The following is a 26,470-nucleotide window of genomic DNA, read 5'->3' on the forward strand; positions in this document are numbered from 1 at the left end:
TGGAAAATAAAAGCAGTGTAGAGCACAGAGGTGGGGGTTGAGGCGAGATTTTCAAGCGTGAAAGTTAGATATTCACGCTTGAAGGTCGATGGTCTAGATTGACGCTATTTAGGCCTTTTAATGAGCAACGGGTTAATGTCGTTAGATACCAGCGTCGCTCGGGCCGAAGCCATTTGCGAGCGGTTGTCGAAAGGGCCAACAATAACGCGGTGCCAAACCTGTTTGTTTTCGAGAGTGACTTTTTCTACGGCGACATCTAGGTTCATTAAAATCAGCTCGGCGCGCATGCGATCGGCGTCAGTGAGTTTTTGAAACGAACCAGCCTGCAACAGATATTCAATATTTTCTTGGGTAACGGTTTTACCGGTTTGAATGGGTGGCGCTGTGGCATCGACTTCTACCTCGCTTTCTTTGAGTAACTTATAAAACTCTAATCGAGGTTTTGGCGCGTCTTCTTCAGGTTTAGTGGCTACAACTTCATTTTTGGGCTGCGCTTTGGGTTGTACTTTTGGTTGAGCGGGCGGTGGTGTTGTAACAACCGGTGAATCGGTTTTTTCGGGTTTGCTGGGTCCAACGCCAGAAAGATACACCAAAAACATCGCAAACGCGCCAATAACGGCGCCCGATAATAGCCAAAGCCAACCGGGTAAGCTTTTTTGCGGTTTGGCCTCGGGCTTTCGCGAGCTGGTCCGACGAGTATTGGACGAAGGCGGTCTTTTCTTCTTTGCGAAATCGCGGGTCATAAGGGTTGAGTCTTTATCGAATTGGGGCGTTATTGTAGCGAAATGCTGGGATATATAGATAGATTAGCAAATGGTAAAATCGATCCCAATCACGATAATTGCATTTTTACGAAGAGTTGGGGTGATTAATCCCGTGAAAATGTGTGATAGCGAAATGGCTGACGAGAGTTTTTTTGGTTCTTGAGTGATTATTGGCACCCCTTGATCATAGGAACCTCTGATTAAATCATAGCGGTGTTAATCAGAGATTCCTAACAGAGGTTCCTAAAATAATTTAAGCACCTGGTCCGCAATCTAAACAACGTTCGATAACTTCTGGGCCAATTTGCAGTTTGTGGTTTAGGTCTCTTAAAGCCGTGCGAACACCTTCTTCAATAACCGGATGGTAAAACGGCATTTCCAGCATTTGCGATACCGTCATGCGCATTTGTACTGACCAACTTAAAAGATGTGCAATATGTTCGGCGGCAGGGCCAAACATTTCAGCACCTAAAAATAATCCGGTACCTTGTTCGCCATACACTTTTAATAATCCGTGGTTTACACCCATTACACGACTGCGACCTTGGTCTTCAAAACTTACGCTACCTTCGGCGTAGCATTGTTGGCAGCGTTCTTTGACTTGATTTAAATTTAAGCCTACGGTTGCGATTTGCGGCTCGCTAAATACAACACCTAAAGATGTTCTGCGTTTTCCAGCGCGAACGTCTGGGTAACGACCGGCATTTTCACCCGCAATTTTGCCTTCGTCGGCGGCTTCGTGTAACAGTGGTCGAAAATTATTAACGTCACCGGCAATAAATATATTAGATTTTCCGCAGCGCATCGAAAATTCGTCGAATATCGGCATGCCGCGCTCGGTTAATTCTAAGCTGGTTTTTTCGATATCAAGTTTGTCGATATTTGGCCGTCTGCCCGTTGCAGCAATTAAATAATCAAACGAGTCGGTGACAAAGCCGCGAGTCTTATGTTGGTAACTCACTAATACGTGTTCGTCTTCGCGACTAACCGTTTCTACCTTGGCATCAATATCTAAATAAAATTCTTCGTTAAAATGTTCGTAGGCATAGCTTTTAATTTCAGGGTCAGACAATGGACCCAATGCGCCGCCAACGCCTAGCATGGTGATTTCGACACCTAAGCGATGTAATGCCTGACCAAGTTCTAAGCCGATAACACCAGGGCCAAAGACCACCACTTTTTTCGGTAGTGTTTCTAACTCGAAAACATCGTCGTTCACCAGCAGTTTATCGCCGGCAGCTTCCATAAACGGAATTATGCTTGGGCGAGAACCTGTGGCAATGACGATACGCTGTGCGTTGACGATTAATTCTTCGGAATTATCGTTAAGCGCTACCGACAATTGATTGTCGCTTAAAAATTTTGCGTAACCGCGAATACGATCTTGCTCGGGAAAGTTTTCTACAGACTCCACCACAAATCCGCTGAAGCGATCGCGTTCAGACCGAATGCGCTGAAAAATGTCTTTTTCTCGTAATTGTGGTGCTGGGTAATCAACACCAAATAAATGGGTGGTTTTATGAATATATGCGGCGTTTGCTGCTGAAATTAATAATTTACTTGGCATGCAACCAACTCGGGCGCAGGTGGTGCCATAAGGGCCGCCTTCGATGATCACCACATTTTGAGTGTATTGTTTAGCGGCGCGATAGGCAGCGAGGCCTGCGGTTCCAGCGCCGATGATTGCGACATCTACATCTCGAGTTTGCATGTTTTTCTCCTGCTTTAAACAAAAAACGCCGGGATTTACCCAGCGTTTTTTTAAGATGGGATTTATTGTCTAACTTATTTTGCTAAGTAGGCTTCTAGCTGATCAGCGGTGCCAATTAATTCGCCGTCGATGTAAACCTGCGGAGTGGTTCCAGCACCGGTCACTGCCATTAAGCTTGAGAAGCTCAAGCCGTTTTGGCCAAGTTCAATTTCTTCGTATTTTAAGCCGTTTGCTGCCAGCGCTTTTTTAGCGCGGGTACAGTGTGGGCAACCTGGTTTGGTGAATACAGTTACACGTTTTGGTTGCTCGGCGTTTGGGTTGATGTAGTTCAGCATGGTGTCGCCGTCGGAGACTTCAAACGGGTCGCCGGGTTTTTCTGGTTCGATAAACATTTTTTCTACGACGCCGTTTTTAACCAACATCGAGTAACGCCAGCTGCGTTTGCCAAAACCAAGGTCGTTTTTATCCACCAACATGCCCATGCCTTCAGAAAACTCACCGTTACCATCTGGAATAAAGGTGATGTTTTCGGCGTTTTGGTCTTTCTGCCACGACTGCATAACAAAGCCGTCGTTTACCGAGATACATACAATGTCATCGACGCCGTTGGCTTTAAAAACGGGTGCAAGCTCGTTGTAGCGTGGTAGGTGCGTAGTTGAACAGGTTGGGGTAAATGCGCCGGGCAAAGCAAAAACCACGACGGTTTTATTGGCGAAAAGATCTTCAGTAGTAACGTTTTTCCAATCATTGCCATCGCGAGTACGAAAGGTAACGGAGGGTACTTTATGGTCTTCTTTATTCTCTAACATGATGTCGTCCTCTCAGAGCGAGTTGTTTTGTCTTGATGAGGTAACTTTAAATAAAACTATTAGATTTCGGAAATTAATTAATAAAATTTAATCGATAGTTTTGTTAAATAAATCTATTGGTTTGAATTTTTTGATAGTTTTTTGTAATTATTCGCGATTTCTCACAAATTAGTCTTTCAAAATGTATTACGTAGCGGGTCTGATCAGCGGATGCTGGTTTGAGTAACTATTAAGGCAGCTCTTGAGGATCTATATCGAGCGACCAGCGCAATTTGTGTTGTCCGGGCAGTTTTTCAATTTGACCAAGGCTTGCAGAGAGAGTGTGATGCAGCTCCGCTCTTGATTTGGCCTTGAGTTGAATAAAGTGCCGAAAGCGATTCTTGATTTTTTCAAGGGTTGCTGGCATCGGCCCGAGTATTTGTAGTGTAGAGCTTGGTGGCAGGTTGGTCTGAAAAACCTGTCGAACATTTGATAAAAATTGTTCTGCACTGTAAGAATTTTCAGATTCCGCGGCCAATATGGCGAGATGCGTATAAGGAGGCATTTCGGTGAGATAGCGATCTTGCAGTTGTAATTGCGCAAAGTGGTCGTAACCCAGTGAAAATAAATCATGAAATAACGGATGGTCTGGATGGTGGGTTTGAATTAATACGTGCCCCTGCTTTTGCGCACGTCCGGCGCGTCCGGCCACCTGAACTAATATTTGGGCGGTTTTTTCTAGGCCTCTAAAATCGCCACTGAGTAAACCCGAATCTGCGTTAGCAACCACCACTAATGTCATGTTCGGAAAATGATGGCCTTTAACCAGCATTTGTGTGCCGACTAAAATGCACGGTTCTCCCTGATTAATTTTTGTTATTAAATCGTCAAAAGCATTTTTGGTTTGTGTGGTATCTCGATCAACCCGCATTATCGATACCGATGGAAATCGATTTTTTAAAAAAACTTCGAGTTTTTCGGTGCCGATACCGACATCAATTAATTCTGGGCTAAAACAACTTGGGCACTGATGGTAGACTGGTTTTTGATAGTCGCAGTGATGGCAATGCAAATGTTTAGGATAATGATGCAGCGTTAAATTCCTATCGCAATGTTTGCATTTAGAAATCCAGCCACAGTGATGACACATTAATGCCGGAGCAAAACCGCGGCGATTTAAAAATACCAAAGCCTGCTGATTTTTTTGTAGAGTGTGATCAATGGCCGCTAACGATTTTTCGGTTAAACCTTCAAAGATGAGTTGGTTTTTTAAATCTTCCAACTCTATTTTGGGTTCAAAGCTTGTAGCGGCTTTTTGGGTTAAAAGTAGTTTTTTAAAACGATCTTTATCGGCGTTTAAAAGAGACTCAAAAGAAGGTGTCGCAGAGCCTAAAATAACGGGAATATTTAATTTTTGTGCCCGAACCAGAGCAATATCTCGTGCGTTATAGCGCAATCCGTCTTGTTGTTTAAACGATAAATCATGCTCTTCATCGATAATAATCAAACCAAGATTGGGTGCCGGTGTAAAAATACTTGAGCGTGTGCCGATAATAATGTCTGCTTGGGCATTTTTTGCGCTTAACCAATTTTGAGCTCGTTCTGTATCATTAAGAGATGAATGTAGAGCAACAATATTTGCTTTAAATCGTTCTTGAAAGCGAGAAATTGTTTGCGGTCCCAAACTGATTTCTGGAATTAAAACTAAGGCTTGTTGGCCTGACGCTAGAATTTTACCAATGGCTTGAAAATAGATTTCGGTTTTGCCGCTGCCGGTATTTCCTTGCAATAAGTGAACTTGGAATTTTTCTAACACCAAATTATTGATTACGTGTTTTTGTTCATCATTTAAGATGAAGGGTTCCGGCAGTAGCTCTGGTTTTTGTTTGTTATTTTCACGTACTGTTTTCTTAATTAAATGTTTGCTTTCTAGCGCCTTTAATATGGCGGAATTTATATCGGTATTTTTCAGAGATTCTTTGGAAGGCTGAAATTTTTTAATATAATCCAACGCAGATTTTTGCTTGGGGGCGTTTTTTAACGCTGTGTCACTCAGACCGAATGATTCTGTTGTAGGCAGCCAATATTCTTCTTTTTGTAATTCGATCACTTCACCTAAACGGATTTTTTTCGGAAGTGCTGTGGTGAGAGTTTCACCGAGCGAATGGTGATAATAATTTGCCACCCACTGACAGAGTTCAATGGTAGCAGCATCGATGATGGGTGTTTCATCTATAAAGCGATGAATGGCTTTGAGTTTTGAGTTGGGTTCATTGAGCGTGATTTCTTTGGTGCCAACGATGATTCCGATGAGTGTGCGACCGTTTTTCTTGCCAAAAGGCACTTCTACTCGACAACCAATAGCTTGATCAGGAATTGCTAATGTTGTGTGGCTTTCAGGTGTTAGCAGGTCGGGAGTCGAGTTAGGAGCGAGATAGTCGAAGAGCGCGCGCAGTGGAACGGGTAGGGCAATTTCAAAAATAATCACAAATACGTTCTTGAAGTAGTTTGTATGAACCAAAATGGCGTCGAATTGGTCGAATTTTCTTGCGTAAGCAGGGCTTTGCCAGTAGTATCGCCAGCTCTTAAAATTCCGCTAACATTAACCGTAGTGCGGTGCCCAACACAAGTTTGGGTGGCGGCACAAAAACGCGTAGGAAAGATCATGAAAGCTGATATTCATCCTAAATATACCGACGTTACTGCAACTTGTAGCTGTGGCAACACTATTCAAACTCGCTCTACCTTGGGTCGAGACCTTCACCTTGACGTTTGTTCATCGTGTCACCCATTCTACACTGGTAAGCAAAAAGTTGTTGATACCGGTGGTCGTATCGATCGCTTCAAGAAGCGTTTCGGTAGCCGCATCAATAAGTAATGCAGTAGCTCTAAAAACAAAAAAACCCGCTTTTGCGGGTTTTTTTGTTTCTGGGTAGCCTTAAAACAGTTCTTCGATGGTATCTACGTCTTTTGAGTTGCCATCTTGGTTATCGGAAATTTCTGGCACATTTTCAGCGCGGAAGATTTCAAAAATAGCATCCGGATCTCCGGGAGCAGCTCTTTTTCCCGTCTCAGGATCGATCTTGATCGACACTATGCCATCGGGTTGACGAATATTATCTTCCGGTACACCATCAAGTGCGATCTTCATAAAGTCAATCCAGATTGGTAAGGCTGCGGAGCCGCCAAACTCGCGAACGCCCAATAATTGGTTCTGATCAAAACCTAACCAGGTTGTTGCCACTAGGTTACTATTGAATCCCGAGAACCAAGCATCGGTTGGGCCGTTGGTAGTGCCGGTTTTGCCGGCGAGATCGCTGCGTTTTAGTACTTGAGCTTTTGTGCCGGTACCTTTGCGAATCACGTCCCTAAGCATAGAGTTTATGAGGTAGTTGACTTGCTCGCTCATAATTCTTGGCGCTACAGGTGTTGTGGGTCGTTCGGTAGTTCGGTAGGCATAGTGCAGGCGCTCGGCCAGAGTTTGATCTTGACGGGCGCGAATAGGGCTTTGTTCCACCAACGCTGCAAACTCTTGCTCAGCCAGTGCCGTTAATTCTTGTAGTTCTCGTTCTTGTAGGCAGCTCTCGTTGCAAACCGTAGGCGGTGTCGCAAACTCGATAATGACACCGTTCGAGTCTTCTATGGCATCCAATAAATAGGGTTCAATTTTGTAACCACCGTTTGCAAACGATGCGTAACCGGTTGCGACCTGCAATGGTGTTAACGCGTTGCTGCCCAGGGCAAGAGATAAGTCTTTTGGAAGACTTGATGTGTCAAATCCAAAGCGGCCGAGGTTGTCTATGGTGGTGTTGATTCCTACTTCTCTTAATACGCGAATTGAAACTAGGTTTCTGGAGTTGTAGAGCGCTTCTCGCAAACGTGTTGGGCCATAGAATTTTCCACTGGAGTTTTCTGGGCGCCAAGAGCTTTCAAGTCCAGCGTCGTCAAACACAATAGGTGCGTCATTTACTAATGTCGCTGGAGTAAAGCCGTGTTCAAGAGCGGTGGTATAAATGAATGGTTTGAAGTTAGAGCCTGGTTGACGTTGTGCTTGCGTAACACGGTTAAAATGGCTCTGATTAAAATCGTAACCACCAACTAAAGCTCGAATGGCACCATTTTTAGGATCTAAAGCAACTAACGCGGCTTGAGCTTCAGGAATTTGAGAAAAATGCCAACTCTCTGAGTTTTTGAAAACACGAATGACGTCGCCGGGCTGGAGGAAATCTCGTGGCGATTTATATCTGGCAGTCGTACCATTTTCACTGAGATAACCACGAATATTCTCAAGGCCGTTTTCTTTCGAGACAAATATTTCGCTGCCATCACTTAATAGCGCGTGGATACCAGCATCAGAGACTTTTGTAACAGCAGCAGGAGCGCGTTTTGCAAACGTTGGAATATTGCTGAGCTGTTCCTGCCAAGATTGTTGATCAAATACAGCGACGCGCGTTGCAATAGTTTCTTCTTGAGGTTGATCAAGATTCTCTGAATTTAATTCGGTATTTAATAACGAGTTTTGCTCTGTTGATTCCAGAGTATTTTCTAAAGACGAACTCTCATCGGAATTAATGGCGATTATCGGTAAATTAACTTCTTTTATTTCTGAAGTGCTAAGCGCTGCTTCTTTGCCTCGAAATCCATGACGTTGATCGTAATCTTCGAGGCCGTTAATTAATGAATTTTGCGCCGCTTGTTGCAATTTACTGTCGACGGTTAAATACGCTTTATAACCATCGGTGTAGGCGCTTAATCCAAATCGGTCAATCATTTCTTTGCGCGCCATTTCAGCGATGTAAGGCGCATTTAAATCGACAACAGCACCGTGATTTTTGGCGGTAACTGGTTCTGCAAATGCGGTTTGATAAGTAAGTTCATCGATATAACCCAACTCCTTCATTCGCCCTAAAATCCAGTTGCGACGAATTAAAGCGCGTGTTGGATTAACAATTGGGTTATAAGCCGACGGCGCTTTCGGTAATCCTGCGATCATTGCCGTTTGCGCTAGACTTAACTCATCGATATTTTTTCCGTAATAAACTTGAGCCGCTGCTTGGATACCGTAGGCGCGATTACCCAAATATATTTTGTTCACATATAAAGTGAGAATTTCCTCTTTACTCAGTTCACGTTCAATTTGCAAAGCAAGTAGAATTTCGTTGAATTTGCGAGTAAATACTTGCTCACGAGTTAAGAAGAAATTGCGTGCGACCTGCATTGTAATGGTACTTCCGCCGCCTTGAATTTCTCCTGTTTGCAATATTTGTGATACCGCTCGCAAAAGGCCTTTTATATCAACACCGCTGTGCGAGTAAAATCTATCATCTTCGGCCGATAAGATTGCATGGGCGAAATTTTCTGGAATTTCCTCAAATCGAATTGGGCTACGACGTTTCTCACCAAACTCACCAATGAGTTTTTCGTCACGAGTGTATATGCGCAGTGGAATCTGAAATTTAGTTTCTTTTAGAGTTTCTACGTCGGGCAAATTAGGTGTTAAGTACAGGTAAATTCCTGCTAAAAAAGCAGTCGATGAGCCTGCAAAAAATAACATTAGCCAAAACGTGACAGAGATAACGAATTTAGTACGTGACATTTTTTCTTTATGAATTAACGGCTTAGAGCACAATTGCTCGTGTTAGAACATTATAAAGTCTTTTTGTTGCATTAACTAATTGTTGTCATATTGCACCTTTAAGTTAAAGTGCTATAACATAAATGCTAGCTAAGTTGCGGAATTTGATAGAAAAATGGGTATTCTCGATATTTTCGAAAGCAAGCCAAAACCCGTGCTTGGGCTGGATATCAGCTCGACTGCGATCAAGCTTATTGAGCTCAGTCGTCACGGCAACGGTTATCGCGTAGAGAGCTACGCGGTTCGACCTCTACCTGCTAACGCGGTTGTCGAGAAGAATATTAATGAGGTCGAAGTCGTCGCCGAAGTGCTACGCACGCTTATTAGCCTGTCCAAGACAAAAATTAAAAATGCAGCGGTCGCTGTGGCCGGGTCGGCTGTCATCACTAAAGTCATTGAAATGCCTAAAGGTCTTTCTGATGACGCGCTTGAAACTCAAATCACACTCGAAGCAGATCAATACATTCCCTATCCTCTTGAAGAGGTTGCATTAGATTTTGAAGTGCAAGGCGAATCTCAAGAACACGAAGGGCAGATGAAAGTACTGCTTGCAGCGTGTCGCCGGGAGCACGTTGATTTGCGAGCGGAAGTTTTGTCGCTAGCTGGCCTTACTGCCAAAGTGATTGATGTTGAAGCCTACACTATGGAGCGCGCTTTTCAGTTGATTTCGAATCAACTTGAAGAGCAGGAAGATCAAGTGGTTGCTATCGTTGATATTGGCGCAACCATGACAACGCTCAGTGTATTAGTCGATGGCAAAACGGTTTACACCCGCGAACAGCTATTTGGTGGTAAACAACTCACTGAAGAGATTCAGCGTCGCTATGGCTTATCTATGGAAGAAGCCGGCCTTGCCAAAAAACAAGGCGGTTTGCCGGATGATTATGCGTTAGAAGTCTTGGAGCCATTTAAAGAGGCCGTTGTTCAGCAAGTTACTCGATCTTTGCAATTCTTCTTTTCTTCCAGTCAGTACAGTGATGTCGATCAAATTATTCTTGCCGGTGGTGTCGCAACTTTAGAAGGTATGGCGGCGATGATCGAAGAAAAGCTCGGAACTCAGACGGCGGTCGCAAACCCTTTTGCACAAATGTCGGTAGCATCTCGGGTTAATTCTGCGGTATTGGCCAATGATGCTCCTTCGCTAATGATTGCGGTGGGACTTGCGCTGAGGAGTTTTGACTAATGGCGAATATCAACCTTTTACCTTGGCGCGACGAACTTAGGGCGGAAAAACAAAGACAGTTTTACACGGTCTTGGGGCTTGTTGCGATTCTGGCAGGTGCCGTTATTTTTGTGTGGTTGAGTTCAGTTAATGCACAAATCGATAGCCAGCGAGTGAGAAACAATATTTTAACTCGTGAAATTGCCGATCTTGATAAAAAAGTGGCCGAAATCAAAGACCTACGTGAGCGTCGAGAAGATTTGGTTGGTCGGATGGAAGTTATTCAGAGTTTGCAGGGCGATCGTCCTCAAATCGTACGAGTTTTTGATGATTTGGTTCGAGTGGTTCCCGACGGTGTTTATTTCACCAAGTTGCAGCGTTCTGGAGCTCAGGTTTCCATCGAGGGTGTTGCTGAATCAAATAACCGCGTTTCATCATTGATGCGTCAGCTTGATGAGTCTCAGTGGTTTGAAGATCCTAATTTGCAAAGTGTAACGCGTGCAAAAGAAGGCGGCGATGAAGATCTAATTCCGAATTCCTTTAAGATGTCGGTGCAAATTTCTTCACCGAAGAAAAACGATGAAGATGGAGCTTGATGATGTCGCTTGCAGATACTCTTGATCAACTCAAAGAATTTGATTTTAACGACCTCGATTTCGAGCGCATTGGCACTTGGCCCATTGCCGGTCGGATATTCATTTGGATTCTTGCCTTCGCCCTGATTTTAGCTGGCGCCTACTTTTTTAAAGTTAAAGATCTTAATCAATCTCTAAACGCCGAAAGCGCAAAAGAAGTTCAGTTGAGAAAGACTTTTGCTACCCGTGCGTTTGAAGCGGCAAATTTGGAAGTTTACCGTAATCAAATGATTGAGATGGAAGAGTCTTTTAGTGCTTTGTTATCTCAGTTGCCTAAAGAAGCTGAGGTCCCTGGACTATTAGAAGATATCACCGAGCGTGGTAACTCCACTGGATTGCAGATTAAAAGTATTGAGCTTGAAGCTGAAGTTGTTAAAGATTTTTACGTTGAGCTGCCGATATCTATAAAGGTAACCGGTGGTTATCATCAGTTTGGTGCGTTTGTCAGTGGTGTTGCGGCATTACCCAGAATCGTGACACTGCACGACTACAAAATTGAGAAAGGTAAGGATCAACCTACGCTGTTTGATATGGAGATTCTTGCTAAAACATACCGTTACAAACCACAGGAATAGCGACGTGTTGAAAAGTAAGTTTTTAAAGTCGCCCAAATCAATCAAGAGAAGCTCGTCGTTAATGACAGTGCTTTCTTTATCGATTTTACTGTCTGCGTGCGGTGGTTCTAATAATGGCGACTTAGCACAGTATATTGCTGAAACCAAAAGGCGTCCGGCGGGCGCTGTAGAGCCGTTACCGAGCTTTAGTCCTTATGGAACCTACACGTATTCTGCGGCAACACTGCGGAGCCCATTTCAGAAGCCCGCGCGAGTTCTAGAAAATTTCGCATTCGGAAGTGGTTCGTCTGATGTGGCTCCCGATGAAAACAGAACAAAAGAATTCTTAGAATCTTTCCCACTAAGTTCTTTACAGATGGTTGGTTCGCTGGAACAGAACGGCGTTTTGTGGGCATTGATTGATGATGATAACGGCGGTATTCACCGCGTTACAGTAGGCAATTATGTAGGATTGAATCACGGTCGAATTGTAGAGGCCAACAAGGTTCACCTTACTATTTTAGAGATAGTCTCCGACGGCAACAGTGGTTGGGTGGAGCGTCCAGATACCCTAGAACTGAAGGTTTCAGAGTAGGAAATAATTATGTTTAAAAATAATCGCCAGGTTTTTAAAGCTGGGATCGTAGCCTGGGTTCTGACCACCACCAGTTTTGCATTCGGTCAAGCGACGCTTAATGACATTAAATTCTCTTCATTACCTGGAGAGAAGTTTGAAGTCAGCATGGAGTTTTCTGAACCTCCTTCAGAGCCGGTTGGTTACATTATCGAAGAGCCCGCTCGAATCGTTTTGGATTTTCCGGATGTAGAGAGCAGTCTTGACAAAAAACGGTACCCACTTTCCTTTGGTGGTGCTGACAGCGCCATTATTTTGTCTGCACAAAATAGAACACGTCTAATTCTAAATTTGAGTGACGCCTCCACTTACACAACTCGCCAAGACGGTAATAAGTTTTTCGTAGTTGTTGGTGAAGGCGGTGATCAAGTTGCCAAGGTGACTGTGCCAAAAGATGATGTTTTGGATAGCGCGGTAAGCCAAAAGGCGCCTAGTATTATTTCCAAAGATCGTGTTTCGATTACCGATGTAGATTTTCGCAGAACTGAAGCGGGAGAAGGTCGAGTAATTATTCGTTTGTCACAACCTACTGTAAATGTTGATGTTGAAGAAACGGCTTCCGGTATTGAAATTAACTTGGTTAATGTGACTTTGCCGCAGGAATTCCGCCGTCGTTTGGATGTTACTGATTTTGCAACGCCGGTGAGTTTTATCGACGCAGACAGTCAGTCTGGTGTGACCACGGTTAAGATCGATCCTGTTGGCGAGTACGAGTACTTGGCGTATCAAACCGATAAAGAGTACATCGTTAGTGTAAAACCACTTACTGAAAGCGAAGCTGAAGATCGCCGTACGCGGTTCCAGTTTGTGGGTGAAAAGCTTTCATTAAACTTCCAAGACATCGAAGTACGTGCCGTTCTTCAGTTAATTGCTGATTTCACTGATTTGAACCTAGTGGCCAGTGATACGGTTGAAGGTCGTATTACCTTGCGTTTAGAGAATGTGCCATGGGATCAGGCGCTGGATATCGTATTAAAGGCTAAAGGTCTTGATAAGCGTCAGGTAGGTAACGTGTTGTTAGTTGCTCCGGCTGCAGAGATCGCCAGCAGAGAACGTCAAGAACTTGAAACACGCAAGCAGCTTGCGGAGCTCGCACCCTTACGAACCGAGCACATTCGTATTCTTTATGCTGATGCCGCGCAACTGTTTAATCTTTTCGACAGTGAAGGCGAAGGTGAAAACAGCACTCAGAGTATTCTTTCTGAGCGTGGTAGCGTAATCGTAGACGAGCGCACCAACTCAATTATTTTGACGGACACAGAAGATAAGATTGAAGACTTTAAGCGTCTAGTCACTCAAATTGATATACCGATTCGCCAAGTTTTAATCGAGGCGCGTATTGTTACCGCTAGCACCGACTTTGTTCGTGATTTAGGTGTTGAGTGGTCTGCGGGCTATATCGATAATGGCGATAACGATAGCTTCTTCGTTGGCGGTAACGTTAACAATGATCTTGACCTAAACAATGGTGTTTTGGGTGGTGATTTTGGTTCGGTAGATTTGGGCGCCACATCCGCAACCAGCGATATCGCGTTCGGCTATGTCCGCGACAATTTCTTGGTTGAGCTTGAATTAAGTGCGTTGGAGTCTGAAGGTTACGGTGAGGTGATTTCACAACCTAAAGTAGTAACCGGTGATCAACAACCAGCGTCTATTCGCTCTGGTTCTGAAGTGCCTTTCCAGCAAGCTTCGGCTAGTGGTGCTACCACCACCCAGTACCGTGATGCTGTATTGAGTCTCGAAGTTACACCGCAAATTACGCCAGATGATCACATCATTCTTAACTTAGTTGTTAACCAAGATGCCATTGGTGAGGTTGTTGCTTTCGGTGCGAACAGTGCTCCAACCATTGACGTTACTGAAGTTCAAACTCAGGTTTTGGTTAAAAATGGCGAGACCATTGTGCTGGGCGGTATCTTCCAATCTACGGAGAACGTTGCTGAGCTTAAGGTTCCGTTCTTAGGTGATCTTCCAATTGTTGGTAACTTATTTAAGCGTACCACCAAAGATATCGATAAAAGTGAATTGTTGATCTTTATCACGCCTCGCTTGTTGGAAGACCCTGTAAGACGTTAATATTTCCTAAAATCGATCAATTTTAGGCGAACGTCATTTGCTAGAAGAAGATAAGAACATTGTGTTGGTAGGGCCGATGGGAGTTGGTAAATCAACCATCGGTCGCATGCTGGCACAATTGACCCAGCGCGAATTCAAAGACACAGATCATGTCGTTGAGGAGCGCACCGGCGCAGATATCCCTTGGATTTTTGATGTTGAGGGTGAAGAGGGTTTTCGCGCTAGAGAAACTTCTGTTCTTCAAGATCTTTTGCAAGTTCGCAATTTGGTTTTGGCGACCGGTGGCGGAATAGTAACTCGCGAAGAAAATCGAGAGCTTCTCAACAACAACTCCGTTGTTGTTTATTTAACGGCATCGGTTGAGCAGCTTTACAAGCGTACCCGTAAAGATAAAAAACGACCGTTACTGCAAGTTGAAAACCCCAAGGCTAAGATCGAAGGTTTGATTGCCGAGCGAGCGCCTTTGTACGAATCGGTTTCCCACTATCAAGTATCAACGGATAATAAAACGCCGAAAGCGGTAGCGGAGAAGATCTTCTCGCTAATTAAGCAATGATTGCTCAAGCGGTATGTGTTAGATTTTTCGGTCGATGTTATGCGAGCGGAAGTACACAATGGAAACACTACACGTAGATCTTGGTGATCGTGCCTATCCTATATTTATTGGCTCTGTATTGACCAATTCTGAGCTAATAAAACCTTATCTCACCTCAAATCAGATCTGCATCGTAACAAATACGGTTGTTGCGCCTTTGTATCTAGAGGCGTTTTGTGAGTCTTTGTCTGATTATTCGATACTCAAAGTCATTCTGCCGGATGGCGAGTCTCATAAAGATCTTGATACCCTAAATACAATATTTGATCAACTCTTGGCGCATCACCATAATCGCAAAACGACCTTGATAGCCTTGGGTGGCGGTGTAACTGGGGACATGAGCGGATTTGCCGCGGCTTGCTATCAACGAGGCGTAAATTTTATCCAAGTTCCGACCACGCTCTTGTCCCAAGTTGACTCCAGTGTGGGTGGCAAGACGGGTGTGAATCATAAACTTGGCAAGAATATGATAGGTGCGTTTTATCAGCCCAAATGTGTGCTGGCTGATACTGATGTGCTCAAAACCTTGCCGCAAAGAGAGTTATCCGCAGGTATTGCTGAAATTATTAAATACGGCTTGTTGGGCGATGCGGAATTCTTTGAATGGTTAGAAGAGCATGTTGAAAAACTGTTGGAATGTGACCGGGAAGCGCTAACCTACGCCATCAAGCGTTCGTGTGAAAATAAAGCTCAAATCGTTGCTCAAGATGAAAAAGAATCTGGGGTACGAGCTTATTTAAACCTTGGGCATACCTTTGGTCATGCCATCGAAACAGCAATGGGTTATGGAACCTGGTTGCATGGTGAGGCGGTTGGTGCTGGCATGATGATGGCGGTTGATTTATCAGCTCGCATGGGCTTGATAGATGAGTCCGTTGTTTCTAGAACGAAAAGTTTATTAGAGCGCGCCAAGTTGCCAATACAAGGCCCCGCTTGCATGACCAATGAGCAGTATATTGACTTAATGTCGGTGGATAAAAAAGTGCTCGATGGTCGGTTGCGTCTGGTGTTATTGAAATCACTGGGTGAGGCGTTTGTTACCAGTGATGTTGATCCCAAGATTTTGGCGGAGACATTGAATGCAACTCGATCTACAGATTGATTGAATTTACGATCTGCCTGACATGAATAGTTCGGTTAGTCGGTCAGTATTAGTTCGACATAACACCGGTAGCCATCGATGCCGATTGCTCTAAGGCGGCATTGAGCATAACCAATCGAGAGTGCGAACTCCTCTTGGGTGTTCTTGCATAAATTAACGAATGATATTCGAGGGTAATTTGTCAGAAGCTCTATTGGATCATGAGGCTGATATAGAAGGGACAACTTCTTTAAATTCAGTCTCATCGTTTATCGCAGTAGCTCGCCAGCCTCAGCTGCAACGAGCTGCTCACATGTGTCGCTACGGTGATCAACTGTTGGTCGTGGTTGCTAATCACGATCAGGGCAAGAGCTTTTTTCTAGATAAGCTTGTTGATGAACTCAAGGGCTCTACACAGCTAGCACTCGTTAAATCCAGATCACTAGAGTCCCCGGCTGAATTACTGTCGCAAATCCTGAGTTTATTCGTTGATCAATTGCCCGATAATCAAGATATGAGTATTGGTGCACTGCTTGCTCGAATCCGAGTTTGTTTAACTCAGGATTCGTTAACGGCGCCCGTGGTGTTGATCGATGACGCGAACTGGCTGACTGACGAAGTGTTGTCGATGTTATTGAGCCTACTGTCGGCAGGCTTTGAGTCGGCGCCACTGAAAATAGTCATGGCGGGTAATCGAGAGTTAGTTGCAAGGCTCGATCGACTCGGAGGTTTAGAGGCGATGATCTACGATTTAGAGTTGGCTCTACCGACTCTGGATGATTGGCACCAATTCGCGGTGTCTGCCTTAGACCTTGATATTAATCGTGCTAGCACAAAGGCAATTGTTGATGGTGGTCGAGGCGAATTTAGTCGAGTGCTGGATGAGTTGAATCAAATTGACGATCCTTTTGCCGAGCCCATTTTGGATACTGCCCGGGCTCAGCCTAGGTTGGGTTTATCGCCAGTGCATATGATTGCCATCGTAAGCTTACTGGCGGTCGGCGTTGGGGTGTTTTTAATTGGGGATCGTTTAGGTTCGGGTTCCAGTCCTGTCGAGCAATCGAAACCTCCAGCTATTGTGGTTTTAGATTCCAGCCAGCCCAAAACTGCTGTTCTTGAAACTCCTTCAGCCACTGATAACTCTCCTTCGGGTTCTGAGTTGAACGACGTTGAGCGTGATCTATCTAATTCTACGGTTTCAGCTCAAGAGCTTCGCGAAGAGGTTGTCGATCGTGGGGAGCTTTTACAAAATAACGCAGTAGCTGAAGTTGTTGTCGATCAGCCCAGAGGCGAAGCCGATGCAGGTGAGTCTGGAGATGATCGATTAATTGTGTCGGATTCAGTTGCTGAGTCGGTAGTTGCTAAATCTACAATTACTAATTCCAGCAATAATGGTACAGTGGGTAAAATTCAAACTCAGCCAGCCCTTAAAACACCTGTTTCTCAAAAGTTGACGGGCTCAATTCCAGTTTTATCCAGACCTGATAATCATTATGTATTGCAAATCATGGCTGCTCAAGGAAAGGAATCTCTGGAAACTTTTTTGAAAAGCCAAAGAAACCGTGACTCAATTGAGTTAGTCACTTTGAAGCGAAATGGGCAAGATTGGTTCGTTTTATTGCAGGGTGACTATGAAAATCGTCAACAAGCGCGAGATTCAATCGCCTCTTTACCTGAAAATCAGCAAAAAAATGGTGCCTGGCCAAGAAGTATTAGTGAGATTAAAGCGAATTTTCGCGGAAATTAACGCAAGATGGGCGACGTTTAAATAAATTCATTTCATATGGCGTGATTTTTGATCTGTCAAGATTGTCAGAGTCATATTCAGAAGGTAACATCTGCCGCCCATTCTAAGACAAGCCCCTACCCTAGGGGCTTTTTAGTCTTGGGCGACGGTTAATAACCTGATCTAACAGCATCCATACGGGGTCGCTGAAAGCCCAGTCAAGAGTGACGTTAGTTAAAAGCTAAAGTAAACCGGTTTTCCGGCTTTAGCGTAACTTCCAACTGCAAATGTGAGAGACCGCCTATGAGCAATGGCCTCTATAACCTAAATGAGTTCAAAGACAACTGTGGATTTGGACTTATAGCCCATTTAAAAGGGCAAGCAAGCCACCGATTATTGCAAACCGCCATTGAGTCATTGACCTGTATGACCCACCGTGGCGGCATCGCGGCCGACGGTAAAACCGGTGACGGCTGCGGATTGCTTCTACAAAAGCCCGACGGATTTCTTCGCGAAGTAGCGAAAACCGACTGCCAATTCGAGTTATCTGAACTCTATGGCGTTGGTGCATTCATGCTGAGCACGCATGAAACTCTCGCCCAAACGGCTATGCAAGTCGCAAAAGAAGAATTGGCGCGCGTCGATTTAACCGAAATCTGTTGGCGAGATGTGCCTACAGATCCTGCTTGTCTGGGGCCAATTGCTCTAGAATCGCTTCCGCTATTCAAGCATTTGTTTGTGAACAGTCATGGTTTGAACGATCAAGAGTTCACTTCAAAGCTATTTGTAGCCCGTCGTAAAATTGAGACGCGTCTAGCGAAAGATCCATCATTTTATATTGCCAGTCTTGCCACTAATGTCATCTCCTACAAAGGTTTGATGATGCCGGTGGATTTGGACAAGTTCTATTTAGACTTGGCGGATTCACGTTTAGAAACAGCGATTTGTGTTTTCCACCAACGCTTTTCTACCAATACTTTACCTCGCTGGCCGTTAGCACAGCCGTTTCGTATGATCGCCCACAACGGTGAAATCAATACCGTTATGGGTAACAGAAACTGGGCCGTCGCGCGTACGCCGAAGTTCGTTAGCCCATTTTTACCAAACTTAGATGAAATCAGCCCACTGGTTAACCGCGAAGGCTCAGATTCATCCAGCTTAGATAACATGCTTGAAGTAATGGTTACCGGTGGTATGGAGTTGCATCGTGCAATTCGTATGCTGGTTCCACCTGCGTGGGAAAACGTAGAAACCATGGACCCAAACTTACGGGCCTTCTACGAATATAACTCCATGCATATCGAGCCTTGGGATGGCCCAGCAGGTTTGGTAATCACCGATGGTCGCTATGCGGTTTGTACGCTTGACCGCAACGGTTTGCGTCCATCGCGTTGGGTTATCACTAAAGATGGCCATATCACCGTCGCATCCGAGGTGGGAACGCACGGTTATAAACCACAAGATGTGGTTGCCAAAGGCCGTTTAGGGCCGGGCCAAATTCTTTCCGTTGATACTCAAACTGGTCAACTCTTCCATACCGAAGACGTTGATGATCAGCTCAAAAAGACTCATCCGTACAAACATTGGTTAAAGACTCGCGCCATGCGCTTGGAGTCCACTTTGAATGCCGACTTGGCTGAAAAAGAACTCAATGCGGATGAGCTAAAAGCGGCAATGAAACTATTCCAAGTCAGCAACGAAGAGCGTGATCAGGTGTTGCGCCCGTTAGCTGAGTCTGGACAGGAAGCCGTTGGTTCTATGGGTGACGATACGCCTATGGCCGTGCTCTCAAAACAACAGCGCACGCCATACGATTACTTGCGTCAACAGTTTGCTCAGGTAACCAACCCGCCAATCGATCCGCTGCGCGAAGCGATTGTTATGTCTCTTGAGACCTGCGTTGGTCGCGAGATGAACATCTTTGATCAATCTCCAGATCACGCCGACCGAGTCATTTTGACCTCTCCGGTATTGTCTCCGGTGAAATTTCGCGCGCTTTTGGACTTAAATCGTCCGGGTTACGAAGTGGGTCAATTCAATTTGGCTTACGATCCCAACAAAACCAATCTTAAAGCCGCCATTGAGACCCTTTGCAAAAATGTAGAGGAAGTGGTCTCTCGCGGAACGGTTTTGATTGTGCTTTCGGACCAAGATATCGAACAAGGTCAATTGCCAATTCACGCACTGTTGGCAACCGGTGCTGTGCATCACCATCTAACGCAAACGGGTTTGCGTTGCGATGCCAATATCATTGTGCAAACTGCAACTGCTCGTGATCCGCATCAGGTTGCTGCGCTCATTGGTTACGGTGCAACTGCGGTTTATCCGTACCTGAGCTACTACGTACTAAACGACCTTATTCGCACTGGTGAACTGTTTGTTGATACCGACACAGCTTACAAAAACTACCGACGCGGCATTAACAAAGGCCTGTTAAAAATCCTTTCTAAAATGGGGATTTCTACAGTCGCTTCTTATCGAGGAGCACAGCTTTTTGAAATCATCGGATTGGACGAAGAAGTTGTTAACTTGTGCTTCCCGGATACCCCAAGTCGTATTAAAGGCGCACGCTTCGAAGATCTAGAAGACGATCAACGTATCTTGGCGGCAAGTGCTTGGGTAACGCGTAAACCAATCGCTCCGGGCGGCTTGCTCAAATTTATGCACGGTCAGGAATACCACGCCTATAACCCAGATGTGGTTCAGGCTATGCATCGTGCCGTTAAGAGTGGCGATTACTCTGCATGGCGTGATGTTGCGACTCTGGTCAATGAACGTCCGCCTGCGACGCTTCGCGATCTCTTAAGAATTAAGCCCGACCTTAAGCCCGTTGAGTTGGATGAAGTTGAGCCAGTTTCTGAAATTGTGCGCCGTTTTGACTCCGCAGCTATGTCACTGGGTGCGTTATCGCCTGAGGCTCATGAAGCACTTGCTGAGGCCATGAACACTCTCGGTGGTCGTTCAAACTCGGGTGAAGGTGGTGAAGATCCTGCTCGATACGGCACCATTAAAAACTCAAAAATTAAGCAGGTCGCATCGGGTCGCTTTGGCGTGACACCGCATTACTTGGTCAACGCCGAAGTTATGCAAATTAAAGTGGCGCAAGGTGCTAAGCCCGGTGAAGGTGGTCAGCTTCCAGGCGGAAAGGTGAACGCACTAATTGCTCGTTTGCGTTATTCAGTGCCGGGTGTAACCCTTATTTCGCCTCCGCCGCATCACGATATTTACTCAATCGAAGACTTGGCGCAGCTGATTTACGATTTGAAACAAGTAAACCCGGCCGCCTTGGTGTCGGTAAAACTGGTTTCTCGTCCGGGAGTTGGAACTATCGCAGCCGGTGTGGCAAAAGCCTACGCTGACTTGATCACTATTTCAGGTTACGACGGTGGTACGGCAGCGAGTCCTCTAACCTCTATTCGTTACGCCGGTTCGCCTTGGGAGCTTGGTCTTTCTGAGACTCACCAAACACTGCGAGCTAACGATTTGCGCGGTAAGGTTCGAGTGCAAACCGACGGCGGCTTGAAGACCGGTTTGGATGTTATCAAGGCGGCGATTTTGGGTGCCGAAAGCTTCGGTTTTGGTACAGCGCCGATGGTTGCGCTTGGGTGTAAGTACTTACGTATTTGCCACCTCAACAACTGCGCAACAGGTGTTGCTACTCAGCGTGATGATCTGCGTGAAAATCACTATCAAGGCACCGTGCAAATGGCCATGAACTTCTTTACGTTTGTGGCACAAGAGGTGCGTGAGTGGTTGGCTAAACTAGGCTTTACCAGTTTGCAGCAAATCATCGGCCGGGTGGATTTACTCGAAGCAATTGACGGACAAACACAGAAACAAGCTCGCCTGGATTTGTCTCCAATTTTATACACAGACGATTTATTAGATACCAAACCGCAAACCTGCCAAGTTGAGCGCAATACTCCCTTCGATCCCGGCCTAAAAGCCGAAGCGATCGTTGCCGCTGTTCTGCCGGCTATTGAGGCGAAAACCGGTGGTGAGTTTGAGTTTGAAATCACCAACTGTGATCGTTCTATTGGTGCCCGCGTTAGCGGCGAAATTGCCAAACGTTATGGCAACCAAGGCATGAAAGATGCGCCGATCAGGCTAAACCTTAAAGGTATTGCCGGCCAGAGCTTTGGTGTTTGGAACGCCGGCGGTTTAGAGCTTTACCTAGAAGGTGATGCTAACGATTACGTCGGTAAAGGCATGGCGGGCGGTAAGATTGTCTTGCGTCCACCTGTTGGTTCTGAGTTTGATAGTCACACCACCAGCATCATGGGTAACACCTGTTTATACGGTGCAACCGGCGGTAAATTATTTGCTTCTGGTCGTGCCGGTGAGCGTTGCGCAGTGCGCAACTCGGGTGCGCATGTGGTTGTTGAGGGTGCGGGTGACCACTGTTGTGAATACATGACCGGCGGTATTGTTACCGTGCTTGGCGAAACCGGAGTTAACTTCGGCGCTGGCATGACCGGTGGCTTTGCGTATGTACTTGATCAAAGCAATACTTTTGTTGATAAGTACAACCACGAATTAATTGAAATTCAACGAATTCACCGCGAAGCAACGGAAGGTCATCGCAACCATCTGCGCGGAGTGATCGAAGAATTTGTGAGAGAAACGGGCAGTCCTTGGGGTCATGAGTTGCTTGAAAACTTCGAAGACTACTTGGGCAAATTCTGGCTGGTTAAACCTAAGGCCGCAAACCTTGCGGGACTACTCAACAGCGTTAAAAAACGCGGTGAGTAATTTAACTAACAGAATTTGAGTAGAAACGATTTAGAGGTTTTAGCCATGGCAGAGCGTTTAGATAACAATTTTCAGTTTATCGATGTAGCCCGACAGGACCCACAAAAGAAAAGCTTGTTTACTCGCAAGCGTAAGTTCGTGGAAATTTATGAACCCTTTAACAAGCCGCAGGTGGAAAATCAATCTCACCGCTGCTTGGCGTGCGGAAACCCATACTGCGAATGGAAATGTCCGGTACATAACTTCATTCCTAACTGGCTGAAGTTAATTTCAGAAGGTAACTTGTTTGAAGCTGCTGATTTGAGCCATCAGACAAACTCTTTACCAGAGGTCTGTGGTCGAGTTTGTCCACAAGATCGTTTGTGTGAAGGTGCTTGTACACTTAATGATGGTTTTGGTGCAGTCACTATTGGTAATGCCGAGAAATACATTACCGATACCGCGCTAGCTATGGGTTGGCGCCCAGACATGTCTAAAGTCGTTTGGACTGACAAAAAAGTTGCCGTTATTGGTGCTGGTCCTGCTGGTTTGGGTTGTGCAGACGTACTGGTGCGCAACGGTGTAAAACCGGTTGTTTTCGATCGCTACCCTGAAATCGGTGGTTTGCTCACCTTTGGTATTCCAGAGTTTAAACTAGAGAAGAGTGTGCTTTCTCGTCGTCGCGAAGTGTTTACTGAAATGGGTGTTGAATTCCGTTTGAACACTGACGTTGGTACCGATATCACCATGGCCGAATTGCTAGAGCAATTCGATGCCGTGTTTATGGGCATGGGTACCTACGATTACATGAAAGGCGGCTTTGATGGTGAAGATCTGCCAGGCGTCTATGATGCGCTTCCTTTCTTAGTTGCTAATGTTAATCGCAATTTGGGTTTCGAGAAAAATCCAGAAGAGTTTGTGGATGTTAGCGGTAAGAAGGTCGTGGTTCTGGGTGGTGGTGACACCGCTATGGACTGTAACCGTACGTCCATTCGCCAAGGTGCAAAAACCGTAACCTGTGCTTATCGACGCGATGAGGCGAACATGCCCGGATCGAAACGAGAAGTTTCAAATGCCCGCGAAGAGGGTGTGAAGTTCTTGTTTAACCGTCAACCAATCGCCATTGTTGGTGATGGTAAAGTCGAAGGTGTTAAGGTTGTAACCACTCAAATGGGTGAGCCTGATGAAAAAGGTCGTCGTCGCGCCGAACCTGTTCCTGGCAGTGAAGAGATTTTACCCGCAGATGTGGTCTTGGTGGCGTTTGGTTTCCGTCCAGATCCAAAACCATGGTTCGCCGACTTTGGCATAGAAACGAATAGTTGGGGTGGTGTGGTTGCTCCCGAAGAGCAAACCTATAAATTCCAGACCAAAAACCCAAAAGTGTTTGCCGGTGGTGATATGGTGCGCGGTTCAGATCTTGTAGTAACTGCAATTTGGGAAGGACGTCAGGCCGCCGAAGGAATTCTGGACTACCTTGGCGTTTAATGACTTCTAATAACTTCCTTATGATTTCTGCAATATCCATGTGAAATTAGTGTAAATCAACGTTAAACAGGGCCCACTAAGGCCCTGTTTTGCTTTTTAGGTGTTGCCATTCTCGGTTAAAATGCCAGCAAAACAAGTACTTGGAAATTCTCATGTCAGAGCTAAAAAATGATCGTTTCTTGCGTGCCTTGGCGCGGGAGTCTGTAGATGTAACCCCAGTTTGGATGATGAGACAAGCGGGGCGCTATCTGCCTGAATATCGTGCTACCAGAGCAAAAGCTGGCGACTTTATGAGCTTATGCATGAATACAGAGCTTGCCTGCGAAGTTACCTTACAGCCTTTGGATCGTTATCCAATAGACGCTGCTATTTTGTTCTCCGACATTCTAACCATCCCAGACGCAATGGGATTAGGTTTGTATTTTGAGACCGGAGAAGGTCCTCGATTTAAAAAGTCGGTTAACTCTGTTGCCGATATGGACGCTTTAGACGTCATTAATCCAGAAGCCGATCTGGGTTATGTGATGGATGCGGTGCGTATGATTCGCCGCGAGTTAAACGGTCGGGTGCCATTGATAGGTTTTTCCGGTAGCCCTTGGACCCTAGCAACCTACATTGTTGAAGGTGGTTCCAGCAAAGACTACCGAAAAACTAAGACTTTTATGTACAACGAGCCTGAAGCGTTTACTCGTTTGTTGAATAAATTGGCCGACTCGGTAGCGCTGTATCTAAACGCGCAAATCAAAGCAGGTGCTCAGACAGTACAAATTTTTGATTCTTGGGGTGGTGCTCTATCACATCAAGCGTATTTGGATTTCTCTTTGGCGCCAATGCAGCGAATCGTAAATCAGTTGATTACCGAGCACGATGGTCGAAAAGTCCCCGTGATTATGTTCACCAAAGGTGGCGGTCAATGGCTGAATGCAATGGCTGATACCGGTGTTCAAGCTCTCGGTTTGGATTGGACCACCGACATTGGAAATGCCCGTGCGCAGGTGGGAGATCGTGTTGCTTTGCAAGGTAATATGGACCCAGCTATTCTTAATGCGAAACCAGAGCGTATTCGCGAAGAAGTTGGTTACATTCTCTCCCGATTTGGAAAGGGCAATGGCCATGTCTTCAATCTGGGTCATGGTGTTACGCCTGAAATAGACCCTGAAAATGTTGGAGCTTTTTTCCAAGCTGTGCACGAATTATCGGCTGAATATCACGAAAACTGATAATCTCCTACGCCTATAGTAATTAGTTAGTTTATACATAAGAACAACTCATCATAAGCCACCAAGCGTTCGAAAATTCAACCAAGGATGAGTTTTCGCTTGGCGGCTTTGTTATGCTGCAATTGTTGTCAGGTTGTTGTTCTTTTATATATTGGCACTGTTGGGGTTTGTTGTTACCAATATTGGGCCTAAAATCTATATCATCAATTTGTATCTACAGGTATACAAATACGATTACAGCCATAAATAAATATGGCGAACTATTCTAATTTTGTTTGGCAGGTGATCATTTGGGCGTAAAGCAAGTCAAAATCGACGTGAACGAACTACTTGTGGGTATGTTCGTTTCAGGCTTGGATCGCCCGTGGAGTCAAACGCCCTTCCCTCTACAAGGTTTTTACGTTCGCGACCTTGATGAAATTCGCGAGCTTAAAGCCCATTGTCGCCATGTTTATATCGATATCGTTAAGGGCAAAGGTCCCATACAAAATCGACTGCGGACACTTAATGGTCGCGGGCCAACGGCAATTAAAAAGCCTTCACGCGCTGGTCGAACAGAGCGCGTCAAGGTTGAGGTTGGGCCACTTAAAATTCGTCCAGGCACCTACGGACAAGTTCAGGCGCCTTTAAAAACCGAAATCAGTAAAGTTCAACAGCTGCACTCAAATGTATACAGCGCAGTGTCTCAGGTGATGTCGCAAATTGGCAGCGGCGGCCCTATTCCAATTAACGAGACCAAAGCTTACGCCAGCGAAATGGTCGATAGCGTTATTCGTAATCCTGATGCGTTTACGTGGTTGGCTAGGGTTCGTGAGACCGACGAATACACCTATGCGCACGCGGTTCGTTCTGCCGTATGGGCAATTGTCTTTGGTCGTCATATTGGCTTGTCTATGTCTGACCTCAACACTCTGGCAATGGGTGTTTTGCTAAAAGATGTGGGTAAAACACGTCTGAAAAAAGAGCTGTTGAGCAAGCCTAAACTCTCACCGGATGAAGAGTTAGAGTTCGAAAAGTTTGTTGAATACAGCGTTTTGATTTTGCGTAAAACGCCAAATGTTGAACCACGAACCATTTCCGTGGTGAAAACCCATTGTGAACGACTTAATGGTAGTGGTTTTCCGCAGCATTTGCGCGGCGATAAAATTCCATTGCTTGGCAAAATTGCCGGAATCGTTACCTTCTACGACAACACAACCAACCCTCGCTTTAGTGATCAACCTTTAGCGCCGTCTAAGGCCGTTGCTAAACTTTATGAAATGCGTGATGTAGAGTTCCAACAAGAGTTGGTCGTTGAATTTATCCGCGCGATTGGTTTGTATCCTACGGGCACATTGGTTGAGCTAAATACCGGCGAGATCGCGGTTGTTATCGAACAAAACTTTAGCCGTCGATTAAAACCCAAGGTCATGATTGTGATGAATGCGCGTCGAGAGTTGCTCGATAAGCCTGAAATTATCGATCTTGACGCCCTAGACGAAAAGCATCCCAAAAAAGTTAAGGCGGCAAAAAAGCTTTATGATGTGGATTCTGTAGAAATCGCCCGTGATTTAGAGCCGGGTAAATTCGATATCGATGTAGCGCATATTCGTGACACCTACCTAATTGAAGAAGCCACCAAAAAAGGCTTATTTTCATTCTTTAAAAAATAAGCCTTTTATTTATTTTTCTGA

18 protein-coding genes are annotated in these 26,470 nt (G+C 45.3%); 13 read left to right on the forward strand and 5 right to left on the reverse strand.

What is annotated here, in order from left to right; translation table 11 throughout:
* Positions 1 to 104 precede the first annotated feature (104 nt).
* From ACYQ28_RS00900 to ACYQ28_RS00915, 4 genes are all read right to left on the reverse strand, one after another.
* Positions 105 to 743 (reverse strand): SPOR domain-containing protein, encoded by a 639-nt coding sequence (locus tag ACYQ28_RS00900; RefSeq protein WP_460047404.1) that lies wholly within the window; start codon positions 741 to 743, stop codon positions 105 to 107.
* A 274-nt stretch (positions 744 to 1,017) separates the two neighbouring features.
* Entirely contained in the window at positions 1,018 to 2,475 is a 1,458-nt protein-coding gene (locus ACYQ28_RS00905; protein ID WP_460047405.1) for a dihydrolipoyl dehydrogenase, read from the reverse strand.
* 74 nt (positions 2,476 to 2,549) lie between these two features.
* Entirely contained in the window at positions 2,550 to 3,284 is a 735-nt protein-coding gene (locus tag ACYQ28_RS00910; protein ID WP_460047406.1) for a glutathione peroxidase, read from the reverse strand.
* Between the two features lie 229 nt (positions 3,285 to 3,513).
* Positions 3,514 to 5,751, reverse strand: a complete 2,238-nt coding sequence (locus tag ACYQ28_RS00915; protein WP_460047407.1) for a primosomal protein N' — start codon at positions 5,749 to 5,751, stop codon at positions 3,514 to 3,516.
* Positions 5,752 to 5,928: 177 nt separating this feature from the next.
* Here ACYQ28_RS00915 and rpmE point away from each other — a divergent pair, with 177 nt between their 5' ends.
* Positions 5,929 to 6,141 (forward strand): 50S ribosomal protein L31, encoded by a 213-nt coding sequence (gene rpmE / locus ACYQ28_RS00920; RefSeq protein WP_460047632.1) that lies wholly within the window; start codon positions 5,929 to 5,931, stop codon positions 6,139 to 6,141.
* A 60-nt stretch (positions 6,142 to 6,201) separates the two neighbouring features.
* Here rpmE and ACYQ28_RS00925 read toward each other — a convergent pair whose 3' ends face one another.
* Positions 6,202 to 8,817, reverse strand: coding sequence for a penicillin-binding protein 1A (locus ACYQ28_RS00925; RefSeq protein WP_460047409.1), 2,616 nt, complete (start codon positions 8,815 to 8,817; stop codon positions 6,202 to 6,204).
* Positions 8,818 to 9,013: 196 nt separating this feature from the next.
* On the opposite strand from ACYQ28_RS00925, the gene ACYQ28_RS00930 reads away from it, so the two are divergent.
* The 12 genes from ACYQ28_RS00930 (at position 9,014) to ACYQ28_RS00985 (ending at position 26,449) form a co-directional block, all read left to right on the forward strand.
* The gene (locus tag ACYQ28_RS00930; RefSeq protein ID WP_460047411.1) at positions 9,014 to 10,081 is read left to right on the forward strand and encodes a pilus assembly protein PilM; all 1,068 of its coding nucleotides are present in this window, start codon (positions 9,014 to 9,016) and stop codon (positions 10,079 to 10,081) included.
* Complete coding sequence (locus tag ACYQ28_RS00935; protein ID WP_460047412.1) at positions 10,081 to 10,656, forward strand: PilN domain-containing protein; 576 nt, start codon at positions 10,081 to 10,083, stop codon at positions 10,654 to 10,656. Before ACYQ28_RS00930 ends, ACYQ28_RS00935 begins: the two co-directional genes overlap by 1 nt.
* Complete coding sequence (locus tag ACYQ28_RS00940) at positions 10,656 to 11,270, forward strand: type IV pilus inner membrane component PilO (protein ID WP_460047414.1); 615 nt, start codon at positions 10,656 to 10,658, stop codon at positions 11,268 to 11,270. Before ACYQ28_RS00935 ends, ACYQ28_RS00940 begins: the two co-directional genes overlap by 1 nt.
* Before the next feature lie 61 nt (positions 11,271 to 11,331).
* Entirely contained in the window at positions 11,332 to 11,844 is a 513-nt protein-coding gene (locus ACYQ28_RS00945; RefSeq protein WP_460047415.1) for a pilus assembly protein PilP, read from the forward strand.
* Positions 11,845 to 11,853: 9 nt separating this feature from the next.
* Positions 11,854 to 13,959, forward strand: coding sequence for a type IV pilus secretin PilQ (locus tag ACYQ28_RS00950; protein WP_460047417.1), 2,106 nt, complete (start codon positions 11,854 to 11,856; stop codon positions 13,957 to 13,959).
* Positions 13,960 to 13,996: 37 nt separating this feature from the next.
* Entirely contained in the window at positions 13,997 to 14,515 is a 519-nt protein-coding gene (gene aroK, locus ACYQ28_RS00955; protein ID WP_460047418.1) for a shikimate kinase AroK, read from the forward strand.
* A 58-nt stretch (positions 14,516 to 14,573) separates the two neighbouring features.
* Positions 14,574 to 15,656: a 3-dehydroquinate synthase gene (gene aroB / locus ACYQ28_RS00960; RefSeq protein ID WP_460047419.1), complete on the forward strand. Its 1,083-nt coding sequence runs from the start codon at positions 14,574 to 14,576 to the stop codon at positions 15,654 to 15,656.
* 178 nt (positions 15,657 to 15,834) lie between these two features.
* Entirely contained in the window at positions 15,835 to 17,382 is a 1,548-nt protein-coding gene (locus ACYQ28_RS00965; protein ID WP_460047420.1) for an AAA family ATPase, read from the forward strand.
* A 282-nt stretch (positions 17,383 to 17,664) separates the two neighbouring features.
* Complete coding sequence (gene gltB, locus ACYQ28_RS00970) at positions 17,665 to 22,113, forward strand: glutamate synthase large subunit (protein WP_460047421.1); 4,449 nt, start codon at positions 17,665 to 17,667, stop codon at positions 22,111 to 22,113.
* 45 nt (positions 22,114 to 22,158) lie between these two features.
* Positions 22,159 to 23,577 carry an FAD-dependent oxidoreductase gene (locus tag ACYQ28_RS00975; protein WP_460047422.1) on the forward strand — a complete coding sequence of 473 codons (1,419 nt, stop codon included), beginning with the start codon at positions 22,159 to 22,161 and terminating at the stop codon, positions 23,575 to 23,577.
* 152 nt (positions 23,578 to 23,729) lie between these two features.
* Positions 23,730 to 24,797 (forward strand): uroporphyrinogen decarboxylase, encoded by a 1,068-nt coding sequence (gene hemE, locus ACYQ28_RS00980; protein WP_460047423.1) that lies wholly within the window; start codon positions 23,730 to 23,732, stop codon positions 24,795 to 24,797.
* Positions 24,798 to 25,087: 290 nt separating this feature from the next.
* Positions 25,088 to 26,449 (forward strand): HD-GYP domain-containing protein, encoded by a 1,362-nt coding sequence (locus ACYQ28_RS00985; RefSeq protein WP_460047425.1) that lies wholly within the window; start codon positions 25,088 to 25,090, stop codon positions 26,447 to 26,449.
* The last annotated feature ends 21 nt before the right edge of the window (positions 26,450 to 26,470 follow it).

The sequence above is a fragment of the Sessilibacter sp. MAH1 genome (assembly GCF_054658315.1).